The organism is Neobacillus niacini, assembly GCF_030817695.1.
Taxonomy (GTDB): Bacteria; Bacillota; Bacilli; order Bacillales; family Cytobacillaceae; genus Neobacillus; species Neobacillus niacini_F.
On sequence record NZ_JAUSZQ010000002.1, the window covers coordinates 1894337 to 1914309 of the forward strand.

A 19973-nucleotide genomic window follows, 5' to 3' on the forward strand; every position below is an offset into this window, starting at 1 on the left:
CATTTTTAATGTCTTTGATTCTCAGAAGGAGGGGGACATATGGCTGAAAAATCAGCCCGTTCAAAAGAGGCCGAGAATGAATTGACCTTCGAACAAGTAAAAGATCAGTTAACGGTACTGGGTAAAAAAACCGGAGTCCTTGCCTACGATGATATTGCGGAAAGAATGGCAAACTTTGATTTAGAGTCCGATCAAATGGATGAATTTTATGAGTTCTTAGGTGACCAAGGAATCGAATTAGTAGGAGAAAGTGACGAAGAAGATCCAAACCCTAAGCAATTAGCAAAAGGAGATGACGATGAGTTTGATTTAAATGATCTTAGCGTTCCTCCTGGTGTGAAGATAAACGATCCTGTTCGTATGTACTTAAAAGAAATTGGTCGTGTAGACCTGCTTTCTGCTGAAGAAGAAATCAAATTGGCTAACCGTATTGAAGAAGGCGACGAAGAAGCAAAACGACGCCTGGCAGAAGCTAACCTCCGTCTTGTCGTTAGTATTGCAAAACGATATGTTGGACGCGGTATGCTCTTTCTTGATTTGATTCAAGAAGGGAATATGGGACTAATTAAAGCAGTTGAAAAATTTGACTATCGCAAAGGATTTAAGTTCAGTACTTATGCTACCTGGTGGATACGTCAAGCCATCACTAGAGCGATAGCTGACCAAGCTAGAACGATTCGTATTCCTGTGCATATGGTTGAAACCATTAATAAACTTATCCGTGTTCAGAGACAATTACTTCAGGACCTTGGCCGCGAACCAACTCCAGAAGAGATTGGCGAAGATATGGACCTAACACCGGATAAAGTGAGGGAAATCTTGAAAATCGCACAAGAGCCTGTCTCTCTTGAAACTCCTATCGGTGAGGAAGATGATTCGCACCTCGGTGATTTCATAGAAGACCAAGACGCTACATCACCTTCAGAGCATGCTGCCTATGAATTATTAAAAGAGCAGCTTGAAGATGTTCTTGATACACTAACAGACCGGGAAGAAAACGTCCTTCGCTTACGCTTTGGATTAGATGACGGTCGCACTCGTACACTTGAAGAGGTTGGAAAAGTTTTTGGTGTTACTCGTGAACGTATTCGTCAAATTGAAGCAAAGGCATTGCGTAAATTACGGCACCCTAGCCGCAGCAAACGCCTCAAAGACTTCTTAGAATAAAACTTAAAAATATAATCGGTAGTTTACTTCTTAACTTAGAGGTAAACTATTTTTTTTTGAGAATAAAGTAATTGGGAATGAAAGCACTTTCTATTTACGATATTGTATTTATTTTACTGAATTGTTTTACACTTTGCAAATAGGTTAAAGTAATCTTTTTCAATATAAACATTAATCATTTTTCTAGTAAAGCCTAATCGGTATCACAATGCCTAATCAGTACATGTTATTAATAAGAAAAACATATTCAAAAATAACTTAAATTGTTTGTTAAAAGGCATATAGGGGCAGTATATAAAGACTTACTTTTTAAAAATATCAGCCAAAAAGTTGCATTTTTTATTAATATTATCGCGACAAAACAAGTTTAGGGCTTTTCCTTCTGAAGTTTTTAAAGTAAAATAGTAGTTGTTTGTAGAAGACTATTTATTTACAGCTGTACGTACATAAGGGAGGTTATATGATGAATCGAAATCCGGTTATTCCTTACATCCTGATTTTTGTATTTGGAATCGGACTAATGTTCTTATTGTCTTTCAAAGGCCTCGGGGATATGGATGAGCTTGCCAAGGAAAAGGAAGGCGGAACGGAAACAGAACAGGTTGCAAAAGCACCTGAAGACATTTACACAGCTTCTTGTGTAGGGTGTCATGGTGATGCGTACCAAGGGGGAATGGGTCCTGCTCTAAAAGGTGTTGGAGACAGATTATCCAAGGATGAAATCAAAGACGTGATTACAAATGGTAGAGGAAACATGCCAGGCGGTATGGTTAAAGCAGAAGAAGCCGATGCAATGGCTGATTGGTTAGCAAATATTAAATAATTTTTTAATGAAAAGGTCCTTTGCTTCTGTAAAGGACTTTTTTTATACTGTAAGTAATACATAAGCTCTTTTCTTAAACTTTGTTGCTTTTTGGAAACAGGATTTAATAATTGAGCCAGTTTACGCAGGAAATAGAATAAATTTATTAAGAAAAGAGCTTGCAAACTAAATTCTAAAATGCAAAATAAATATTTCTACGTTAAAATCGGCTTTAGGATTTTAACAACAAACATGATGAAAACAGTCAATATAAAAAAGTGGTGAATGATTTGAATACGGATAAATTATCAGTACGGTTAGAAACGGTAGCAAAATATGTTCCCAGAGATTCAAGGTTAGCGGATATTGGGTCTGATCATGCTTACCTGCCCAGTTACCTTGCGAAGAACGGACATATATCCTTTGGGATTGCAGGAGAAGTTGCAAAAGGTCCCTTTCAGTCTGCTGAAAAAAATGTAATGGCAGAAGGGCTTACTGAAGTGATTTCGGTTAGAATGGGTAATGGGTTAGAGGTCATTCAGCCTGGCGACGCAGATTGTATTACCATTGCTGGAATGGGCGGAAGTTTAATTGCATCTATTTTAGAAGATGGAAAAGAAAAACTCGTTTCTGTAAAGCGTCTTGTGTTGCAGCCAAATATCAATGCAATTGCGATTCGGCAGTGGCTTGTCGACAATGATTGGGAATTGATAGCAGAGGAAATTCTTGAAGAGGATAACAAAATTTATGAAATATTAGTAGCTGAAAAAGGAGATCCTTTAAGGCCTTATCGTGATGTACCATTCGAAACAGGTCTTTTAGTCGGACCTTTTCTTCTTCAAAGAAAAGAAAAGACCTTTAAGAAGAAATGGGAGTTAGAAAAAAAGAATTGGAAACGAATATACGAACAGCTTGAAAGTGCTGCCTCTTCTGTGGAAGCAGATGAGAAAAAACAAGAGGTTGCCAAAAAAATCAACCTGGTTGAGGAGGTATTGGACCATGAAGAAAGCGAATGGTCATGAAATCATTCAACTTTTTGAACAGTTTTCTCCGAAGGGTCTTGCGATGGAAGATGATAAGATAGGCTTGCAAATTGGACGCTTGAACAAGAAAATAGATAAGGTTTTGATTGCTCTGGATGTTCTTGAAGAAGTGATTGATGAAGCCATTGAAAGAAATGTACAGCTAATTATTGCTCATCATCCGCCAATCTTCCGTCCTCTTAAGAATGTTCTAACGGACACCGTACAGGGAAGAATGATAGAAAAACTGTTAAAGCATGATATAGCTGTCTATGCAGCCCATACTAACCTTGATGTGGCTAAAGGCGGGGTAAATGATCTCCTGGCGGAGGCACTTGGTTTAGAGAACCCAGAAGTTTTGGTACCTACATATGAAACACAGCTTAAGAAATTAGTTGTTTTTACACCGGCAAGTCATGCGGAGGTAATTAGAAAGGTCCTTGGGGATACAGGTGCTGGGTATATCGGTAATTATAGCCATTGCTCCTTTTCAGCTGATGGGACTGGGAGGTTTTTACCAGGGGAAAATACGAACCCGCATATTGGACAGCAAGGTCGTTTAGAATCAGTGGATGAAGTTAGAATTGAAACGATTGTACCTGAGCATCTGTTAAAAAGGGTAGTTACAGCTATGGTAAAAGCCCATCCATATGAAGAAGTGGCTTATGATGTTTATCCTGTTGAAAATAAAGGTGAGGTTCTAGGGTTGGGCAGAATCGGAACCGTCAAGGAAATGACACTCGGAGAATTTGCTGAGAGGGTAAAAGAAGGATTAGAGGTGGATAAGGTTAGGGTAGTTGGTGATTTATCATCACGTGTCAAGAAAGTGGCTGTAGTAGGCGGAGATGGCAATAAGTATTTCATGAGTGCAAAGTTTAAGGGTGCTGATGTCTATATTACAGGAGATATTTATTATCATACTGCGCACGACGCCATGATGCAGGGATTAAACATGATAGATCCGGGTCATAATGTCGAAAAAATTATGAAAAAGGGACTTACGTCAACACTTTCAAAAATGTGCAAGGAATCGGGCTATGAAGTAGAAATCTTCCCTTCAGAAGTGAACACAGATCCGTTTACGTTTGTATAAAAAAACCGGTCATGCGACCGGTTTATTTTTTTACTTTAGGTAATATTTTATTTAGCGGTACATTTTTACGACGTTCCCAAGTAGCTTCGTTATTTGGATCAAATTGTTCTAAGAAGGTAATAACTTCCTTGGTGATTGGTGTAGGAGTAGAAGCACCAGATGTGACGGCGACATTCTTCGCATCCTTAATCCACTCAATTTCTAACTCTGAGATATCGGCGATTCGATATGCCTTTGTACCGGCAATCTCTTCAGAAACCTGTGCTAGTCTATTAGAGTTATTGCTCATTGGATCACCGACAACGATGGTCACATCTGCTTCAGTGGCTTGACCAGCAACTGCTTCCTGACGCACTTGAGTTGCATTGCATATTTCATTATAGGCCTCTGCATGCGGATATTTCTCTTGAACCTTTTTCATGGTATCCGTAACATCCCATTGACTCATTGTGGTTTGATTCGTAACTATCAGTTTTTCACTTTCAAGTGTTAATGCCTCAACATCGCTAGGTGTCTCAACAAGATGGACAGCACCAGGAGCTACTCCAACAGCACCCTCGGGCTCAGGATGTCCTTTTTTTCCAATATAAATGACTTGATAACCTTCCTTTGTTTTCTCTTCAATCAAATCATGAGTTCTTGTTACATCTGGACACGTAGCATCAATAGTGACAAGACCTTTCTTTTTCGCTAGTTCTCTTACTTCCGGAGAGATACCATGTGCTGTAAAAATTACAGTTCCTGTATCTACTTTATCTAGAATGTCCTTACGATTTTTACCGTCAAGAGTAATGATACCTTCTTCGGCAAAAGCATCAGTTACGTGTTTATTATGAACAATCATCCCTAAAATGTAGATAGGGCGTGGTAATGATTTATCTAATGCAGCATTTCTTGCTATTACCATGGCGTCAACGACACCATAACAGTATCCGCGCGGTGAAATCTTAATGATTTGCATATATAAATGTCCTCCTAAGAACATGTGACTTTGAATCTATGTATTTATTATATAAAACTAATAGAAATAATACAAAGATACATTTTTCCTGCGAAAGGTACCAATAGGAATAATAGAAAAGTAAAAGGATGCTGTTTTTTCAGCATCCCATAATTAAATGTATAGTTTTGGAATAGAAGGACCATTGTGCGGCCTTCTAGATTCAGTTGTTTCACTATCAATTTCAGTATTCTTCTTCCTTTTTTGTTTTCTCTTTGGTTCTACTTCTATTGGGACAGATTGCTCTTCCATTACCGGGGTTTCTGTTTTGTCTTCTTCTGATTTTTCCTCTGTTGGCAGGTCTTTAAACCCTTTATATAATTTCCACATCATAGGAAGATTCTTAACGATTGGTCCGTACTGTTGAATCATTGGACCTAGTGATTGGGCAGTCTTTAAAACCTGTTGTGTATTATTTAGAAATCCTGTGAGACTTTCAGGATTGCTTAGGGTTTGAAGTATAGAGCCAACTCCTCTAGAACCGTTTGGAACAGCCTGAGTTGTTGTCTGTATACCTCTAGGAACACCCATTTGATTTCCCTGCTTTTTCCCGCCAAGAATTTTTGAAAGTAATCCGCCGCCATTTCTTCTTCCTTGTCCTCTTCCCATCGGTTGTCCCATCATGGCTCTGCCGCCGATAAAGTTCTGCTGGAATCCAATCATTGGCACATTACCGCCATAGGGATTCATCATTTGATGTTGACCACCATATGGCCCATGACCCATCATGTATGGACCCATACGCCCTTGTATGGGAAATCTCGTTCTAGGCTGCTGCATACGTATGTCCTCCTCTAAAAAGCCTTATAAATTATGGTATGCATTTACCTGAAATTGGTTTAGGAATTAACAAAAGAATAAACAGTAAATTTTCATGATTAAAAGTTGTTTAAAGGTAAAAGATGATAATAACTGGTTATTTAAATGAATCTTTACTATAATGATATGATGGACAGAAAAGTGGAAGCTCTTGCTAAAGTAAGGAACTTACTCCATAAACGGTAGATATTAATATATAAGGAGCAATAACATGAAGCAAAATCGTTTTGAACGTTTTAATTTTCAGCCTTTTATTATAGAAGCAGTTAAAGAACAAGGTTTTTATGAACCAACAGAAATTCAAGAACGGATGATTCCGTTAGTTTTAAAAAATGAAAGTGCAATTGGTCAATCACAAACCGGAACAGGGAAAACACTTGCTTTTGTTTTGCCGATTCTAGAACGGATCAATCCTGAGCGCAAAGAGGTACAAGCTGTGATTACGGCGCCAACAAGAGAGCTTGCTTCGCAAATCTATCATCAAATTTTAAAGGTGACAGAGCATTGCAGTCCTGATAAGGCAATCATGACTAGGTGTTATATTGGAGGAACAGACAAGCAAAGAACGATCGATAAATTAAAGGTACAGCCGCATATTGTAGTAGGTACTCCAGGTAGAATAAAGGACCTCATGGTTGAACAAGCTCTCTTTGTTCATACTTCAGAAGTACTTGTTGTCGATGAAGCAGATATGATGCTCGATATGGGCTTTATTGAGGATTTAGATCAAGTAGCTGCGAAAATGCCTGAAAAATTGCAAATGCTTGTATTCTCGGCAACGATTCCAGAAAAACTTAAACCGTTTCTTAAAAAGTACATGGAAAATCCAAAAACGATTCATATTGACGCAAAAAGAAAAACGGCAGAAAATTTAACTCATTACCTTTTACCGTCAAGACACCGAAATAAAAAGCAGCTTGTTCACGATGCGCTTATGCAGTACAACCCGTATTTAGCAATCGTATTTACTAATACAAAGAAAATGGCTGAAGACGTTGCCAACTTTTTGATTGATAAAGGTCTTAAGGTTGCACGAGTTCACGGTGATTTAAACCCGCGCGAACGAAAAAAAATGATGAAGCAAATACAAGATTTAGAGTACCAATATATTGTTGCCACTGACCTTGCTTCAAGAGGAATTGATATTGAAGGAATCAGTCATGTTATTAACTATGAGTTACCTACAGATCTAGACTTTTACGTTCACCGAGTAGGACGGACTGCGAGAGCGGGTAATACGGGGGTAGCACTTACAATATATGATATATCTGACGAGGACGCATTAAACCGCCTTGAAAAAATGGGGATTCAATTTAAGTACATCGACCTTAAAAAAGAAGAATTTGTTGAATTAGAAGATCGAAATAAAAGAAAAACCCGTGTTAGGAAAGAGGATGAGGCAGAGAAGACTGCTAAATCAATGGTTAAAAAACCACAAAAAGTTAAGCCAGGCTATAAAAAGAAAATGCAGTGGGAAATGGACAAAATTAAAAAACGTCAACGAAAATTAAAGAAGAAGTAAAGCGGGAAGGGAGAGAGAAAGTTTGTTGAAAATAGGTTCACATGTTTCAATGAGCGGTAAAGAAATGTTATTGGCAGCCAGCGCGGAAGCTGTATCATATGGTGCCAACACGTTTATGATTTACACTGGCGCTCCGCAAAACACTAGAAGGAAAAAAATTGAAGATTTGAATATTGAAGCAGGCAGAAGGCATATGGAGGCCAATGGTATTTCTGAAATTGTGGTACATGCTCCATACATTATCAATATTGGGAATACCACAAATCCTGACACGTTTGAATTAGGTGTAAGATTTTTACGCACTGAAATTGAAAGAACAGAGGCTATTGGTGCAAAACAAATTGTACTTCACCCTGGTGCACATGTTGGTGCAGGCACAGAAGCTGGTATAAAGAAAATCATCGAGGGCTTAAATGAAGTGTTAACGGGAAAAGAGCAGCTGCAAATTGCATTAGAAACAATGGCAGGGAAAGGGTCTGAATGTGGAAAGTCATTCGAGGAATTGGCGATGATCATTGATGGTGTTAACTATAGTGATCGGCTTTCAGTTTGTTTCGATACATGTCATACACACGATGCCGGATACAACATAGTTGAAGATTTTGATGGTGTCCTAAATGAATTCGATAAAATTGTTGGTTTAGACAGGTTAAAAGTTCTTCATATCAATGATAGTAAAAATGCAGTAGGTATGAGAAAAGACCGTCACGAAAATATTGGCTTTGGTCATATTGGCTTCAAAGCACTTAATTATATCGTCCACCATCCGCAGCTGACAGATATACCGAAAATCCTAGAAACACCATTCGTCGGTGAAGATAAGAATAATAAAAAGCCGCCGTATGCATTCGAAATCGAAATGCTGCGTCAACAAAAGTTTAACGAAGACCTACTGGATAGAATTATACAAGGCTAACAAAAAAGCTGTGCTTTGGGCACAGCTTTTTGAATGTCATGTCATTTGGTAAATTGAACAAAGAGCTTATTCACTTCTCTTGCTACTTCAGGTCCTGCAATTTTTGCAATTTCTTTAATCAATGCCGACCTTTCACGGTCATCAAATATATTGACATTTTTCCCTTTTAAGTATTGAGCAACTTTATATGCTTGCTGCCGATTTACTTGGATATTAAATTGTTGAGCATACTTGAATAGTTCATCACCAGTAATGGTATTAATTTTATGATTTATGATATTCTCAAAAATTTTCACACTCATCACCCCTTCATGTAATGTATGAAGGGGGAAAATAGAGTGTTACAAAATGGGAAACACGACCATTTATTAAAACACTGTAAAGTTAAAGGCTTTACATTGATAAGTTCCTATTGTATACTACTTTAAGTTAAATCGGAATGATTCTTAAAAATAAGGTGTGAGTGTATGAAATCACAATCTATTATTGAAATAAAAAATCTTTTCTATCGCTATGAAAAGGACACAGTCCTCGAAAACATTAACTTATCTATACCAATTGGCTCATTTCTTGCGATTGTTGGTCCTAATGGTTCTGGGAAGTCAACGCTATTAAAGTTGATTCTGGGACTATTAAAGCCACAAAAAGGAGTAATTCGCTTATTTGGACAGGAAATGAGTAAATTCAAAAATTGGCAGCAAATCGGTTATGTATCGCAAAAGGCAAACTCATTTAATACTGGTTTTCCGGCTACAGTTTTTGAAGTTGTTTCTAGTGGATTAACAAAGAAGCTTGGGCTGTTCCGCTTTTTTAAGAAAGAACATATAGAAAAAGTAAATGAAGCGTTGGACGCTGTAGGAATGATGAAATTTAGTAATCGAAATATTGGTGAGTTATCAGGGGGTCAGCAGCAAAGAGTCTTCATTGCCCGTGCTCTTGTGAGTGAACCCAAGCTACTAATACTTGATGAGCCAACAGTTGGGGTAGACGTTGAAAATGTAAACTCATTTTATCATATGCTTGCCGACTTAAATAAGAAGAGGGGGATAACACTCCTCTTAGTTACACATGACATCGGAACGATTTCAGATAAGGTGACCCATGTAGCTTGTCTAAACAAGCATTTACATTTTCATGGGGAAACGAGTGAATTCGAACAACATCGAAGTGAGGGGATGTCAGAATTTTATGGGACGGATGTCCATCTTCTTTCCCATCACCATGACCATGGAGGCGTTTTTTAAATGATTCAAGGAATTTTTCAATATGAATTTTTACAAAATGCTTTCTTAACGGGAATTTTGATAGGATTTCTTGCACCCCTTTTAGGTGTCTTCATCGTTGTCCGACGTCTTTCATTAATTGCCGATGCCCTAAGTCATGTCACATTGGCGGGAATTGCAGCTAGTCTATTACTTGAAAAGTACTTTATTGCATTAAGTGGTCTAAATCCCCTTTACTTAGGAATGGTCTTTTCAGTAGGGGGCTCATTGTTCATTGAAAAGCTGCGAGGCGTTTATAAACATTACCAAGAGCTCGCTATCCCGATTATTTTATCTGGCGGTATAGGCCTTGGTGTCATCTTTATTTCACTCGCTGATGGTTTTAATACGGATTTGTATAGTTATTTATTTGGAAGTGTTTCTGCGGTAAGCCGCACAGATTTATGGGTTATTTTTGTAATTAGTATCGCTGTTGTGATCACGGTCATTTTATTATATAAAGAACTATTTTTGTTATCTTTTGATGAGGAGCACGCTAAAGCCTCAGGGATAGCGGCAAAAAGCATTCACTTCATTTTTATTATCATGGTGGCACTTGTAATTGCTGCTTCTATGCGAATTGTAGGAATCATGCTTGTTTCTTCATTGATGACGTTACCAGTTGCAGCCAGTATCCGTATTGCTAAAGGATTTAAACAAACCATCTTTTTGTCGATTGTTTTTGGAGAAATAGCTGTTCTAGGGGGACTGTTTAGCTCTTATTATTTAGACCTTGCTCCTGGTGGAACGATCGTTATAATTGCAGTGGCTATTTTAGTATTTACCATTGTTTATAAAAAATTAATGATTAAAAATCAGATTTCACAAGGGGGTGCAGCAGGATGAATGTTAATGAAGCCATTCAATTCTTAAAGGAAAATGGATTTAAACAAACAGGGAAGAGAGAAGACATGCTTCAATTGTTTGCAGATAGCGATAAATACTTAACAGCTAAGGATGTTCTAGATGAATTGAAGGAAGACTATCCAGGGCTAAGCTTTGATACGATCTATCGCAATCTTTCTCTTTTTGTTAAAATGGGAATCCTTGAAATGACAGAGCTATCCGGTGAGAAGCATTTTCGCTTTTCCTGTTCACGCCACCAGCATCATCACCATTTTATCTGTATGGATTGTGGTAAAACAAAAGAAATTGAAACTTGCCCAATGACTAGCTTAAGCGAGGATTTAAAAGGGTACGATATTTCGGGACACAAATTCGAAATATATGGACGCTGTCCTGAGTGTCATTAAATAGAAAAGCGGAAGCGCCTTGTCCAGGGGCGACAGGCATAAGCCAATCCGTCAAGAAGGTTGCTCTTTAACCTTCTTGACGGATTGGCTTATGACCCCGAGCCCCTAGGCGCTGCAGCTAGACAAATAAAAACAGCATGGTATTTAAGCCATGCTGTTTTTTGCTATTTATCCAATCCAATTTTTAACCCAATTATTCGCTTCAAACCAATTATTAACACGTACTACACCTTTTGGAATAGGGTCCTGGTTATAGGGAGTATTAAATAAAAGCACCGGTATGTCACATTCCTCATGAATCATGACAGCATTGTCGTGCTTATCCTCGAGAAAAATATCAACTTGGTGCCTTTTTGCCGTTGCCACCTTATCATGCGAACCAATTAATTCTATATGATTGTAAGACAAACCTTTTTTACTAAACCATTTCTTTGTATTTTCTAATAAGTGGGAACCCCTTGCGCTAATAAAAAATAATTCATGTTCCTTTTTCCATTTGTTAAGAATTATTTCTGCCCCTTCTGCAAGCGGAGATTGCTCATAAATGACTGGCTCGTTTTCAATAAACCACTTTGAAAATGTTTCCTCAGGTACTTTTACTACCTTAGTTAAGTCATATTCTTTAACATCCTGTAATGTGATGTTTAATCCAAATCCTTTATTAATAAACGGTACAAGTGCTGATGGACACGTTACGGTACCATCAATATCAATGCCAAATCTTTTCCTCATATGTAGTCACCTTCAACTGCCAAGTTTTTTAACTTTATTTTACCATACTAAAATGATGAAAGTTACAAACAATAATAAATGCTCCTATTACTGAAAGTGAGGGATTCGGATGGAAGATAAAAAAGACACGAAAGTGGCTGGGTATCTCCCAAGTCCAAAATCTAACCAAAATGGTACAAATAACTCTTCAGAGTATAGAGAAGAAACAGCTGCTGAAATTGCAGCACCTGTTCCGATAACCCGACCAAACTTCCAGGAAAAATCAAAAGATGGTTCCGGGGCTGGCACGGGTACAAATGCTGGTACAGGAATGGGATGGGCTGCCTTAGCGTTATCTATTTTATCACTGTTTGTAATGCCGATTCTTTTTGGTGCAGCAGGTATTGTGTTAGGATTCGTTGCTAGACGTCGAGGAGCCGATAGTCTTGGTGCGTGGGCAATCGGGATAGGTGCCATTTCAATTATCGTCGGTATCTTTATCCTGCCGTTCTTTTAACAGCAGCAGTTTGCATATATAGGGGCAAAAAAGAAACCCGGCTATGCCGGGTTTCTTAGTTTTTATTTGGTTACTTCTGCTTCCTCTAATGCCTTTTTCTGAAAATATTCCTCGGCAATTTGATCGATTTCTTTTTTCAATTCATCGACTAACTGGTCTTCGGGAACTTTACGAACGATTTCACCCTTACGGAATAGCAATCCCTCACCACGTGCGCCTGCAATACCAATGTCAGCTTCTCTGGCTTCACCAGGTCCGTTAACGGCGCATCCTAAAACTGCTACTTTAATTGGCGCTTTTATTTTCGAAATATAATCTTCCACTTCATTGGCAATACTGATTAGATCAATTTCAATTCTGCCGCAGGTTGGACACGAAATTAACGTTGCAGCATTTGATGATAGACCAAATACTTTTAAAAGCTCTCTGGCAACTTTAACTTCTTCAACTGGGTCGGCACTTAAGGAAATACGGAGTGTATTACCAATACCTTTACTAATAATTGCTCCTAGTCCAGCGGCACTTTTTACAGTACCGGCAAATAAAGTACCTGACTCCGTAATACCTAAGTGCAGGGGATAATCGAACGCCTTTGAAGCTTTTTCATATGCTTCAATTGCTAGGTTAACATCTGAAGCTTTCATGGAAACAATAATGTCATGAAAATCCAGGTCTTCAAGGATTTTGATATGATGGAGAGCACTTTCGACCATTCCATCAGCAGTAGGATAACCGTATTTCTCGAGAATTCTTTTTTCAAGCGAGCCGGCATTTACCCCAATGCGGATTGGAATTCCGCGCTTCTTGGCTGCGTTCACAACAGCTTCCACTTTTTCTCTTTTTCCAATGTTTCCTGGATTAATCCGAATTTTATCAGCGCCGCCTTCGATGGCTTTAAGTGCCAATTTATAATCAAAATGAATATCAACTACTAAAGGAATATTAATTCTCTTTTTGATTTCGGGAATCGCATTTGCAGCTCTTTCATCCGGACAAGCAACACGAACAATCTGGCAGCCTGCTTCTTCAAGACGTTTGATTTCAGCAACAGTTGCTTCCACATCATGTGTTTTAGTAGTGGTCATGCTTTGTATAAATAATTCGTTACTCCCGCCAATAGTTAAGTTACCAACCTTAACGGGACGGGTTTTAGTACGATGTGTAATTTCACTCAAGGAAATTCGCTCCTTCAAATTGGATTCGAATAATAGTTAGTTTAAACATGCACCTATTATTTTATCAGCCCTTTGCTAATCTTGACAAGACTGACGCCTTTTGTTCCCCTATTTAGAGTAGTCAGGAAACTCATAAGTGGATCCAATTTGTATCTTTTCAGGAGATAACCCTGGATTTAAGCTTTGAAAATCTTCAATTAGTTCGTCAATGGATACAGGTAACGGCTTTTTTATATGATTTTCTACAATCGATATAAGCGTTTCGCCGGGTTCAACTTCAGCTTCAAAAGAATCCACCGAACTTTCAACGTTGATCATTGTCGCAACTGTTTGTTCTGGTTTTTGGGTTTCATCCTGTGGAAGAGTACCTGCAGTCAAATCAATATATATAACATAAATTGTAAGAAGTCCAAAGAGAAAAAGAAAAAATCTTTTCATGAGACATGCCTCCAAAATGGAATGTTTGTACATTCCTATGCTTGTCCACTTGTTTATAGAACTAAAAAACGCACCTAAGGGGTGCGTTTAGCTCTCAATAGTTGTTTTTTCTTTTGGTATTTCTTTTATAGCTAAAAATAAGATGATTATTTCAACAAACCAATTAATGTAAAAGCTATTTGGTACTAGGGTATTAAGGGCGCTCATAATAGTAAAGAAAACTGTTGGCAGCGTTACACTATAGGCAGCCATTCTCCATAAGTGGCGATAACTAATACTTCTGCCAGCAAGATTTTTTAATAATAAACCAATCCAAGCAAGAATGGATACTTCGATAAAGCTTACAGCACTAGATACAAGAAACATAAAAATGGATATAACAGGAATAATGATTCCTTTCATCCCATCAACTGTATCAACTATCTCTATAAAATCCGCTTTTGTAAGATTTAAGCCTTCCATCATTGAGTAGGAATAGGTATCAATTCTTCCGCCGGCTGCGACAGAAATTTCATTCTTCAGCAAAGCGATGGCATTGTCTTCGTCTTCCACATCTTCGGTCGTAATGACACCGGTAGGATCGACAATAATGGAGAAATCACCTTTATCGATGGTTATAGGCACATCCGTTTCTGCAGAGAGGCTTCCATTTTCAATGGTAAAGCCAGGGATTTCATCACTGATAACGGATTTAGTACTCTCAATTCCCTCATTAAGCATTGTACTTAAGTAATAAATCGAAGGCAAAATGGATAGGAAGGTGAGAAAAAATACATATAAAATCGTTTTTCCAATTCCCTGAAAACGGAAAGTAGCAATATCTTTTGGAGAATAAATACTTTTATAAAATTGCTTGAAAATATTCATAATTACCACCCTAATAAAGATTCACGATTCTATTGTAGCTTTAGGAGCTGATATTAACAAGAATGATGAATTATGAAACTATTTGAGGGAACGAACGTATTAGTAAGGAATAAATTTTCAAAAGGATGGAGAAATCATGGAGATCGTTTATTGGTCAATCATTTCAATTCTTTTTATCATTGGGTTTGTTGGTCTGGTTTATCCCATCATCCCAAGTGTTTTGTTTTTATTAGCTGGATATATATTATATGGTGTCTTTTTTTCATTTGAACACTTTAGCTTGTTCTTTTGGCTGATTCAAAGCTTTTTTATTATTCTTTTGTTTGTCGCAGATTATATCGCCAATATGATTGGGGTACAAAAATATGGCGGATCGAAGGCTGGCGTTTGGGGCAGTACAATAGGACTTTTAGTTGGACCTTTTATTATTCCGTTTCTGGGAATTCTCATTGGTCCTTTTATTGGCGCAGTAGCAGCAGAGCTTCTAGTTAATAAGCGAGATTTCAAAAACAGTTTAAAAATCGGTTTTGGATCTGTTATTGGCTTTATTAGCTCTGTCATAACAAAAGCTGTTATTCAAACTCTGATGATTGTGTACTTCCTGTTAGTTGTTTTTTAAATTGAAATAATCCTCCTCACAGGTCGTAAGGAGGATCATTTAATTTACACCGCAAATTTCGAAAGAACACTTCCTGCTTTTACCTTTAGTATTTGATCTGGTTTTTGAAAGAATTGTTCTAATAAACTATATATAGTGAAACTGCTCCTTAGCATATGTCCATCTCCTTTACACCCTACAACTTGATTTAATCATGTATTAACAACCTATCACCAGTTGAAACATGACAATTTATTGAAAACTTGAAAAAAAGTCATGTATAAAATGATCTTAGGAGGGATATTGTATATTTGTTAGGAGCAGAGCTTTTTATTTGAAAGAAAACACTTTCTTTGTTACTCTTAAGCTACAGAGCTTTAGGAATATTCTAAAATCGTTTGAATTTAGATATATCTTTAAGGCTAAAAAACTTTTTAATACATAGGAGGAAATACCAATGGCATTTGAATTACCACAATTACCTTACGCTTATGATGCGCTTGAGCCTCACATTGACAAAGAAACAATGAATATTCACCACACAAAACATCACAACACATATGTAACAAACTTAAATAACGCTCTTCAAGGCAATGATGAATTATTAGCTAAATCTGTTGAAGAAGTTATTGCAAACTTAGACGCAGTTCCTGAAGCAGCTCGTACTGCTGTACGTAATAATGGCGGCGGTCACGCTAACCACTCATTATTCTGGCAAATTCTTGCTCCAAATGGCGGCGGTGCACCATCTGGTGAGCTAGCTGACGCAATTAACAATAAGTTTGGCAGCTTTGAAAGCTTTAAAGAAGAGTTTGCTAAAGCAGCAACTACTCGTTTTGGTTCAGGCTGGGCATGGTTGTCTGTAAATAATGGTGAATTAGAAGTTTCAAGCACACCTAACCAAGACTCACCTTTAATGGAAGGTAAAACACCTATCCTTGGTCTTGATGTTTGGGAGCATGCTTATTACCTTAACTATCAAAACCGTCGTCCTGACTACATCGCTTCTTTCTGGAACGTTGTAAACTGGGATGAAGTTTCTAAACGTTACACTGCAGCAAAATAATAATGATGTAAAAATGGCAGCTGATTTTTCAGCTGTCTTTTTAATTTTTCGTATAAAGGCCTCCTTCTTGTTAAAGAATAACCCTTATCACAAAGGGGAGTTACTATGGCGAAAAAATTTAAGTTTTTAGGTGACGTACAATTAACAAAAGATTTATCGTTGCTGTTAATCATCGGTGGTTTATATTCTCTAAGTGTTGCACTATCAAATACTTTTGTGAATATTTATTTATGGAAACAAACGGGAGAATATTCTGACCTAGCGCTTTATAACCTTTCGATTGTTATTTTACAGCCTTTAACCTTCATCTTAGCAGGCAGATGGGCAAAAAAAATTGATCGCGTTAAAGTGTTACGAATCGGAGTCAGTTTTTTAGCGATATTTTATTTAATGGTTTTAATAACCGGGAAAAATGCTTCAACCTATCTATTACTATTAGGAAGTCTGCTTGGAGTTGGATATGGATTTTATTGGCTGGCCTATAATGTCTTAACGTTTGAAATAACTGAACCTGAAACAAGAGACTTTTTTAACGGCTTTTTAGGAATTTTATCTTCTACCGGCGGAATGATTGGGCCAATTGCCGCTGGAATTATTATTACTCGTTTTGAAAAATTTACGGGGTATTCGATTGTCTTTGGAATATCACTATCTCTCTTTGCACTTGCCGTATTCCTAAGTTTTTCATTAAAGCCTCGTCCTGCAAATGGTAAGTATGATTTTAGAAGGATATTAGAAGAAAGAAAGAAAAATGAAAACTGGCGTCTTATCACGAATGCGAATTTCTTCCAAGGGCTTAGAGAAGGGACATTTTTATTTATTATCTCGGTACTGGTATACATTTCTACTGGTAGTGAGCTTGCACTAGGCACCTTTGGACTGATTAACTCCGGAATTTCCTTCATAGCCTATTATTTTGCATCCCGGTTAATTAAAAAAAACAAGCGAAAAAAGGCGATACTTGTAGGTGGTATTATCCTTTATATAGCTGTTTTGGTTATCGTCTGGGATGTTAACTATGTAAAACTTTTAATTTACGCAGCAATGATTGCCGTTGCTTATCCTATCCTGCTTGTACCATATATGTCCACTACCTATGATGTGATTGGTTCTGCCTGGAAAGCGGCCGAAATGAGAATTGAATATATAGTGGTCCGCGAAATCTATATTAATTTGGGGAGAATCGTTTCGATATTATCTTTCTTAGCAGCAGTTACTTGGTTTAATGAAAAGCAAAGCATACCAATCCTTCTTTTATTTTTAGGTGCTGGTCACTCACTTATTTATTTGTTCGTAAGGAGAGTCCAATTACCTGCGGCTTGACACGATGAGTAGATCGTATTACTCATTGTGTTTTTTTTTATTTGGATGGTTTTTGTGTGATTTGTTGGATGTTGTCAATTGGTAAGTCTTTTTCATAGAAAGTACGACGGTTTTCCGCTAAAATAAGGCTTATCATGTCGAATTGACAAGGAAGTGAAGAACTTGGTTATAAAAAAGAAAAAGAAGCCGCATGTCACTTTTCGCTTGAACATACTTTTCTTTGTTATATTTGTGCTGTTTTCTGTTCTTATTCTGCGTTTAGGTTTAGTCCAAATCGTTTATGGAGAGGATTTTAAACGAGAAATCGAAAGAACTGAGGATATTACCGTTAACAACCCGGTGCCACGGGGGAAAATGTTTGACCGGAACGGTAAAGTTATCGTAGATAATACACCATTAAATGCTATCACATACACAAAATTTCAAGATACAAGCCAAGAAGAAATGCTCAAAACGGCTGAACGTTTAGCACAGCTGATTGATAAAGATATATCAAAAATTCGTGAACGAGATAAACAGGATTATTGGATATTAAAAAACCCGGAGAAAGCAAAAGCAAAAATTACCGAGAAAGAATGGGACTTATACGACCAAGATGAATTAGATGACAAAGAAATTTATAATCTACAGCTAAAAAGGATTAATGAGAGTGACCTTGCAAGTTTAACTCCACAAGATTTAGAAACACTTGCGATATTTAGGGAATTTAACAGTGGCTATGCCCTAACACAGCAAATTGTCAAAAATGAAAATGTCACGTCTGAAGAGTTCGCTGTAGTTAGTGAAAACTTAGAGGATTTACCTGGTGTTGATACCACCACAGATTGGGAACGATATTATGCTTTTGGAAACACCTTAAAAACCGTCCTTGGAAATGTTACATCTTCAGATGAAGGATTACCAAAAGATAAACTAGAGGAATACCTTGCTCGTGACTACAACCGAAACGACCGAGTCGGTAAAAGCTATATTGAGCTGCAATATGAAGATGTCTTACATGGGCAAAAAGGAAAAGTAAAAAATGTAACAGATAAGGCTGGTAAAATATTGTCCACTGAAGTGGTTTCAGAAGGACAGCGTGGAAAAGACCTTGTCTTAACAATTGATATGGATTTACAGCTTGCAATTGAGAAAATTATTGAAGAAGAACTTTGGAATGCAAAACAAAATTCTAAATCTGCTCTCCTAGACCGTGCCTTTGTGGTTCTTATGAATCCACATACTGGAGAAATACTAACAATGGCCGGGAAGCAAATTGCCAAAAACGATGAGACAAATAAACAAGAAATGCGTGACTTTGCGCTAGGAAATATTACTACTTCTTATAATGTTGGTTCTGTTGTCAAAGGCGCAACTATTTTAACCGGTTATAATACGGGTGCAATACAGCCAGGTTCAACCCATTATGACTCACCTTTATTGATTAAAAACACTCCTCCAAAGTCTTCTTGGAAAAACTTTGGAAATATTAACGACCTTAGAGCACTTCAGGTTTCATCAAATGTCTATATGTGGAAGACAGTAATTGAAATGGCAGGTGGACAATATGCACCGAATAAGCCGCTTCCACTTGACGTAACTGCTTTTGACACGATGCGTCAATCTTTTAGTCAATTTGGTCTAGGTACAAAAACCGGAATTGACCTTCCAAATGAGAGTACAGGTTATGCCGGACCGTTGAAACAGCCTGGTTTACTTCTTGACTTAGCGATTGGACAGTATGATACTTATACGGTTATGCAATTAGCTCAATATGTATCAACCATTGCGAATGGCGGATATCGAGTCCAGCCTCATATAGTAAAGGAAATTCGCGAACCGGTTTTGGAAAGTAACGAATTGGGTCCAATTGTTCAAGAAATTGAACCAACTATATTAAATCGTATCGATGGTAAGGATGAATGGATCGATCGAGTACAGGAAGGCTTTAGAATGGTAATGCAAGTAGGGGATGGTACTGGTGTTAGCAGCTTTAAGGGTGCAGAGTACAGTCCAGCAGGTAAAACAGGAACTGCCCAAGCTTTTTATGATGGTCCAGAGCGAAAGAAATTTGGGAAAATTCCACCTGAAGTAATGAATCTAAGTCTTATAAGCTATGCACCTTCTGATAATCCAGAGGTTGCCATGGCTGTTCTAGTTCCATGGGCATACCAAGGAGACAGTGGTCCAGCTACTGCAAATATTATTGGCAGAAGGGTTATGGATACCTATTTTAATCTAAAGAAGCAGACTCCTGTCACGGAAAACCAAGGAGCTGCAGTAAATGCTGAAAGTACAAATGAAACAACAGAAACTCAACAAAACAATCAATAGTTTTCATCCACCTGTCTCAAAAACTGAGGCAGGTTTTTTTCATAGTTTTTTTTAAAATAGACATGCTAAAATTAGTACTTTTTATTTATGATTTACAAAAGTCATACAC

At 37.6% G+C, this 19973-nt stretch carries 21 protein-coding genes; 14 read left to right on the forward strand and 7 right to left on the reverse strand.

From position 1 onward, the window contains the following. Window positions 1-39 precede the first annotated feature (39 nt). The 4 genes from rpoD to QFZ28_RS09700 all read left to right on the forward strand — a co-directional run bounded on the left by rpoD (window position 40) and on the right by QFZ28_RS09700 (window position 4084). Window positions 40-1167 (forward strand): RNA polymerase sigma factor RpoD, encoded by a 1128-nt coding sequence (rpoD, locus tag QFZ28_RS09685; protein WP_034675043.1) that lies wholly within the window; start codon window positions 40-42, stop codon window positions 1165-1167. A gap of 463 nt (window positions 1168-1630) precedes the next feature. Continuing rightward, window positions 1631-1990, forward strand: a complete 360-nt coding sequence (cccA, locus tag QFZ28_RS09690; protein ID WP_307194432.1) for a cytochrome c550 — start codon at window positions 1631-1633, stop codon at window positions 1988-1990. Between the two features lie 269 nt (window positions 1991-2259). Then, complete coding sequence (locus tag QFZ28_RS09695; protein WP_307194433.1) at window positions 2260-2991, forward strand: tRNA (adenine(22)-N(1))-methyltransferase; 732 nt, start codon at window positions 2260-2262, stop codon at window positions 2989-2991. Beyond that, entirely contained in the window at window positions 2969-4084 is a 1116-nt protein-coding gene (locus tag QFZ28_RS09700; protein WP_307194434.1) for a Nif3-like dinuclear metal center hexameric protein, read from the forward strand. Before QFZ28_RS09695 ends, QFZ28_RS09700 begins: the two co-directional genes overlap by 23 nt. Before the next feature lie 22 nt (window positions 4085-4106). Here QFZ28_RS09700 and QFZ28_RS09705 read toward each other — a convergent pair whose 3' ends face one another. Further along, window positions 4107-5045: a 4-hydroxy-3-methylbut-2-enyl diphosphate reductase gene (locus tag QFZ28_RS09705; RefSeq protein WP_307194435.1), complete on the reverse strand. Its 939-nt coding sequence runs from the start codon at window positions 5043-5045 to the stop codon at window positions 4107-4109. A 153-nt stretch (window positions 5046-5198) separates the two neighbouring features. Continuing rightward, on the reverse strand, window positions 5199-5864 hold the full coding sequence (vrrA, locus tag QFZ28_RS09710) for a VrrA/YqfQ family protein (protein ID WP_307194436.1): 666 nt from the start codon (window positions 5862-5864) through the stop codon (window positions 5199-5201). Window positions 5865-6114: 250 nt separating this feature from the next. Here vrrA and QFZ28_RS09715 point away from each other — a divergent pair, with 250 nt between their 5' ends. Continuing rightward, window positions 6115-7425, forward strand: coding sequence for a DEAD/DEAH box helicase (locus QFZ28_RS09715; protein ID WP_307194437.1), 1311 nt, complete (start codon window positions 6115-6117; stop codon window positions 7423-7425). 22 nt (window positions 7426-7447) lie between these two features. Next, a complete protein-coding gene (locus tag QFZ28_RS09720) occupies window positions 7448-8341 on the forward strand; it encodes a deoxyribonuclease IV (protein WP_307194438.1) in 894 nt (297 codons plus the stop codon). 41 nt (window positions 8342-8382) lie between these two features. On the opposite strand, the gene QFZ28_RS09725 is transcribed toward QFZ28_RS09720, so the two are convergent. Next, entirely contained in the window at window positions 8383-8637 is a 255-nt protein-coding gene (locus QFZ28_RS09725; RefSeq protein WP_307194439.1) for a DUF2624 domain-containing protein, read from the reverse strand. A 171-nt stretch (window positions 8638-8808) separates the two neighbouring features. Here QFZ28_RS09725 and QFZ28_RS09730 point away from each other — a divergent pair, with 171 nt between their 5' ends. Genes QFZ28_RS09730 through QFZ28_RS09740 form a run of 3 tightly spaced genes read left to right on the forward strand, consistent with a single transcriptional unit; the run spans window position 8809 to window position 10856 of the window. Then, entirely contained in the window at window positions 8809-9585 is a 777-nt protein-coding gene (locus QFZ28_RS09730; RefSeq protein ID WP_307194440.1) for a metal ABC transporter ATP-binding protein, read from the forward strand. Then, on the forward strand, window positions 9586-10449 hold the full coding sequence (locus QFZ28_RS09735; protein ID WP_307194441.1) for a metal ABC transporter permease: 864 nt from the start codon (window positions 9586-9588) through the stop codon (window positions 10447-10449). Further along, window positions 10446-10856 (forward strand): Fur family transcriptional regulator, encoded by a 411-nt coding sequence (locus QFZ28_RS09740; protein WP_307194442.1) that lies wholly within the window; start codon window positions 10446-10448, stop codon window positions 10854-10856. The genes QFZ28_RS09735 and QFZ28_RS09740 overlap by 4 nt, the downstream gene beginning before the upstream one ends. Window positions 10857-11024: 168 nt before the next feature. Here QFZ28_RS09740 and QFZ28_RS09745 read toward each other — a convergent pair whose 3' ends face one another. Continuing rightward, entirely contained in the window at window positions 11025-11588 is a 564-nt protein-coding gene (locus QFZ28_RS09745; protein WP_307194443.1) for a hypothetical protein, read from the reverse strand. A 109-nt stretch (window positions 11589-11697) separates the two neighbouring features. Here QFZ28_RS09745 and QFZ28_RS09750 point away from each other — a divergent pair, with 109 nt between their 5' ends. Continuing rightward, window positions 11698-12084: a DUF4190 domain-containing protein gene (locus QFZ28_RS09750; protein WP_307194444.1), complete on the forward strand. Its 387-nt coding sequence runs from the start codon at window positions 11698-11700 to the stop codon at window positions 12082-12084. A gap of 62 nt (window positions 12085-12146) precedes the next feature. On the opposite strand, the gene ispG is transcribed toward QFZ28_RS09750, so the two are convergent. The 3 genes from ispG to QFZ28_RS09765 all read right to left on the reverse strand — a co-directional run bounded on the left by ispG (window position 12147) and on the right by QFZ28_RS09765 (window position 14564). Continuing rightward, complete coding sequence (ispG, locus tag QFZ28_RS09755; protein ID WP_306073827.1) at window positions 12147-13250, reverse strand: flavodoxin-dependent (E)-4-hydroxy-3-methylbut-2-enyl-diphosphate synthase; 1104 nt, start codon at window positions 13248-13250, stop codon at window positions 12147-12149. 117 nt (window positions 13251-13367) lie between these two features. After that, window positions 13368-13697, reverse strand: a complete 330-nt coding sequence (locus QFZ28_RS09760) for a hypothetical protein (RefSeq protein ID WP_307194445.1) — start codon at window positions 13695-13697, stop codon at window positions 13368-13370. 87 nt (window positions 13698-13784) lie between these two features. Next, a complete protein-coding gene (locus QFZ28_RS09765) occupies window positions 13785-14564 on the reverse strand; it encodes a DUF1189 domain-containing protein (protein ID WP_307194446.1) in 780 nt (259 codons plus the stop codon). 136 nt (window positions 14565-14700) lie between these two features. Here QFZ28_RS09765 and QFZ28_RS09770 point away from each other — a divergent pair, with 136 nt between their 5' ends. The 4 genes from QFZ28_RS09770 (at window position 14701) to QFZ28_RS09785 (ending at window position 19864) form a co-directional block, all read left to right on the forward strand. Continuing rightward, window positions 14701-15183 (forward strand): DUF456 domain-containing protein, encoded by a 483-nt coding sequence (locus QFZ28_RS09770; protein WP_307194447.1) that lies wholly within the window; start codon window positions 14701-14703, stop codon window positions 15181-15183. 436 nt (window positions 15184-15619) lie between these two features. Next, window positions 15620-16228, forward strand: a complete 609-nt coding sequence (locus QFZ28_RS09775; RefSeq protein ID WP_307194448.1) for a superoxide dismutase — start codon at window positions 15620-15622, stop codon at window positions 16226-16228. Between the two features lie 105 nt (window positions 16229-16333). Beyond that, the gene (locus tag QFZ28_RS09780; protein ID WP_307194449.1) at window positions 16334-17551 is read left to right on the forward strand and encodes an MFS transporter; all 1218 of its coding nucleotides are present in this window, start codon (window positions 16334-16336) and stop codon (window positions 17549-17551) included. Window positions 17552-17713: 162 nt separating this feature from the next. Further along, a complete protein-coding gene (locus QFZ28_RS09785; protein WP_307194450.1) occupies window positions 17714-19864 on the forward strand; it encodes a peptidoglycan D,D-transpeptidase FtsI family protein in 2151 nt (716 codons plus the stop codon). Window positions 19865-19973 lie beyond the last annotated feature (109 nt).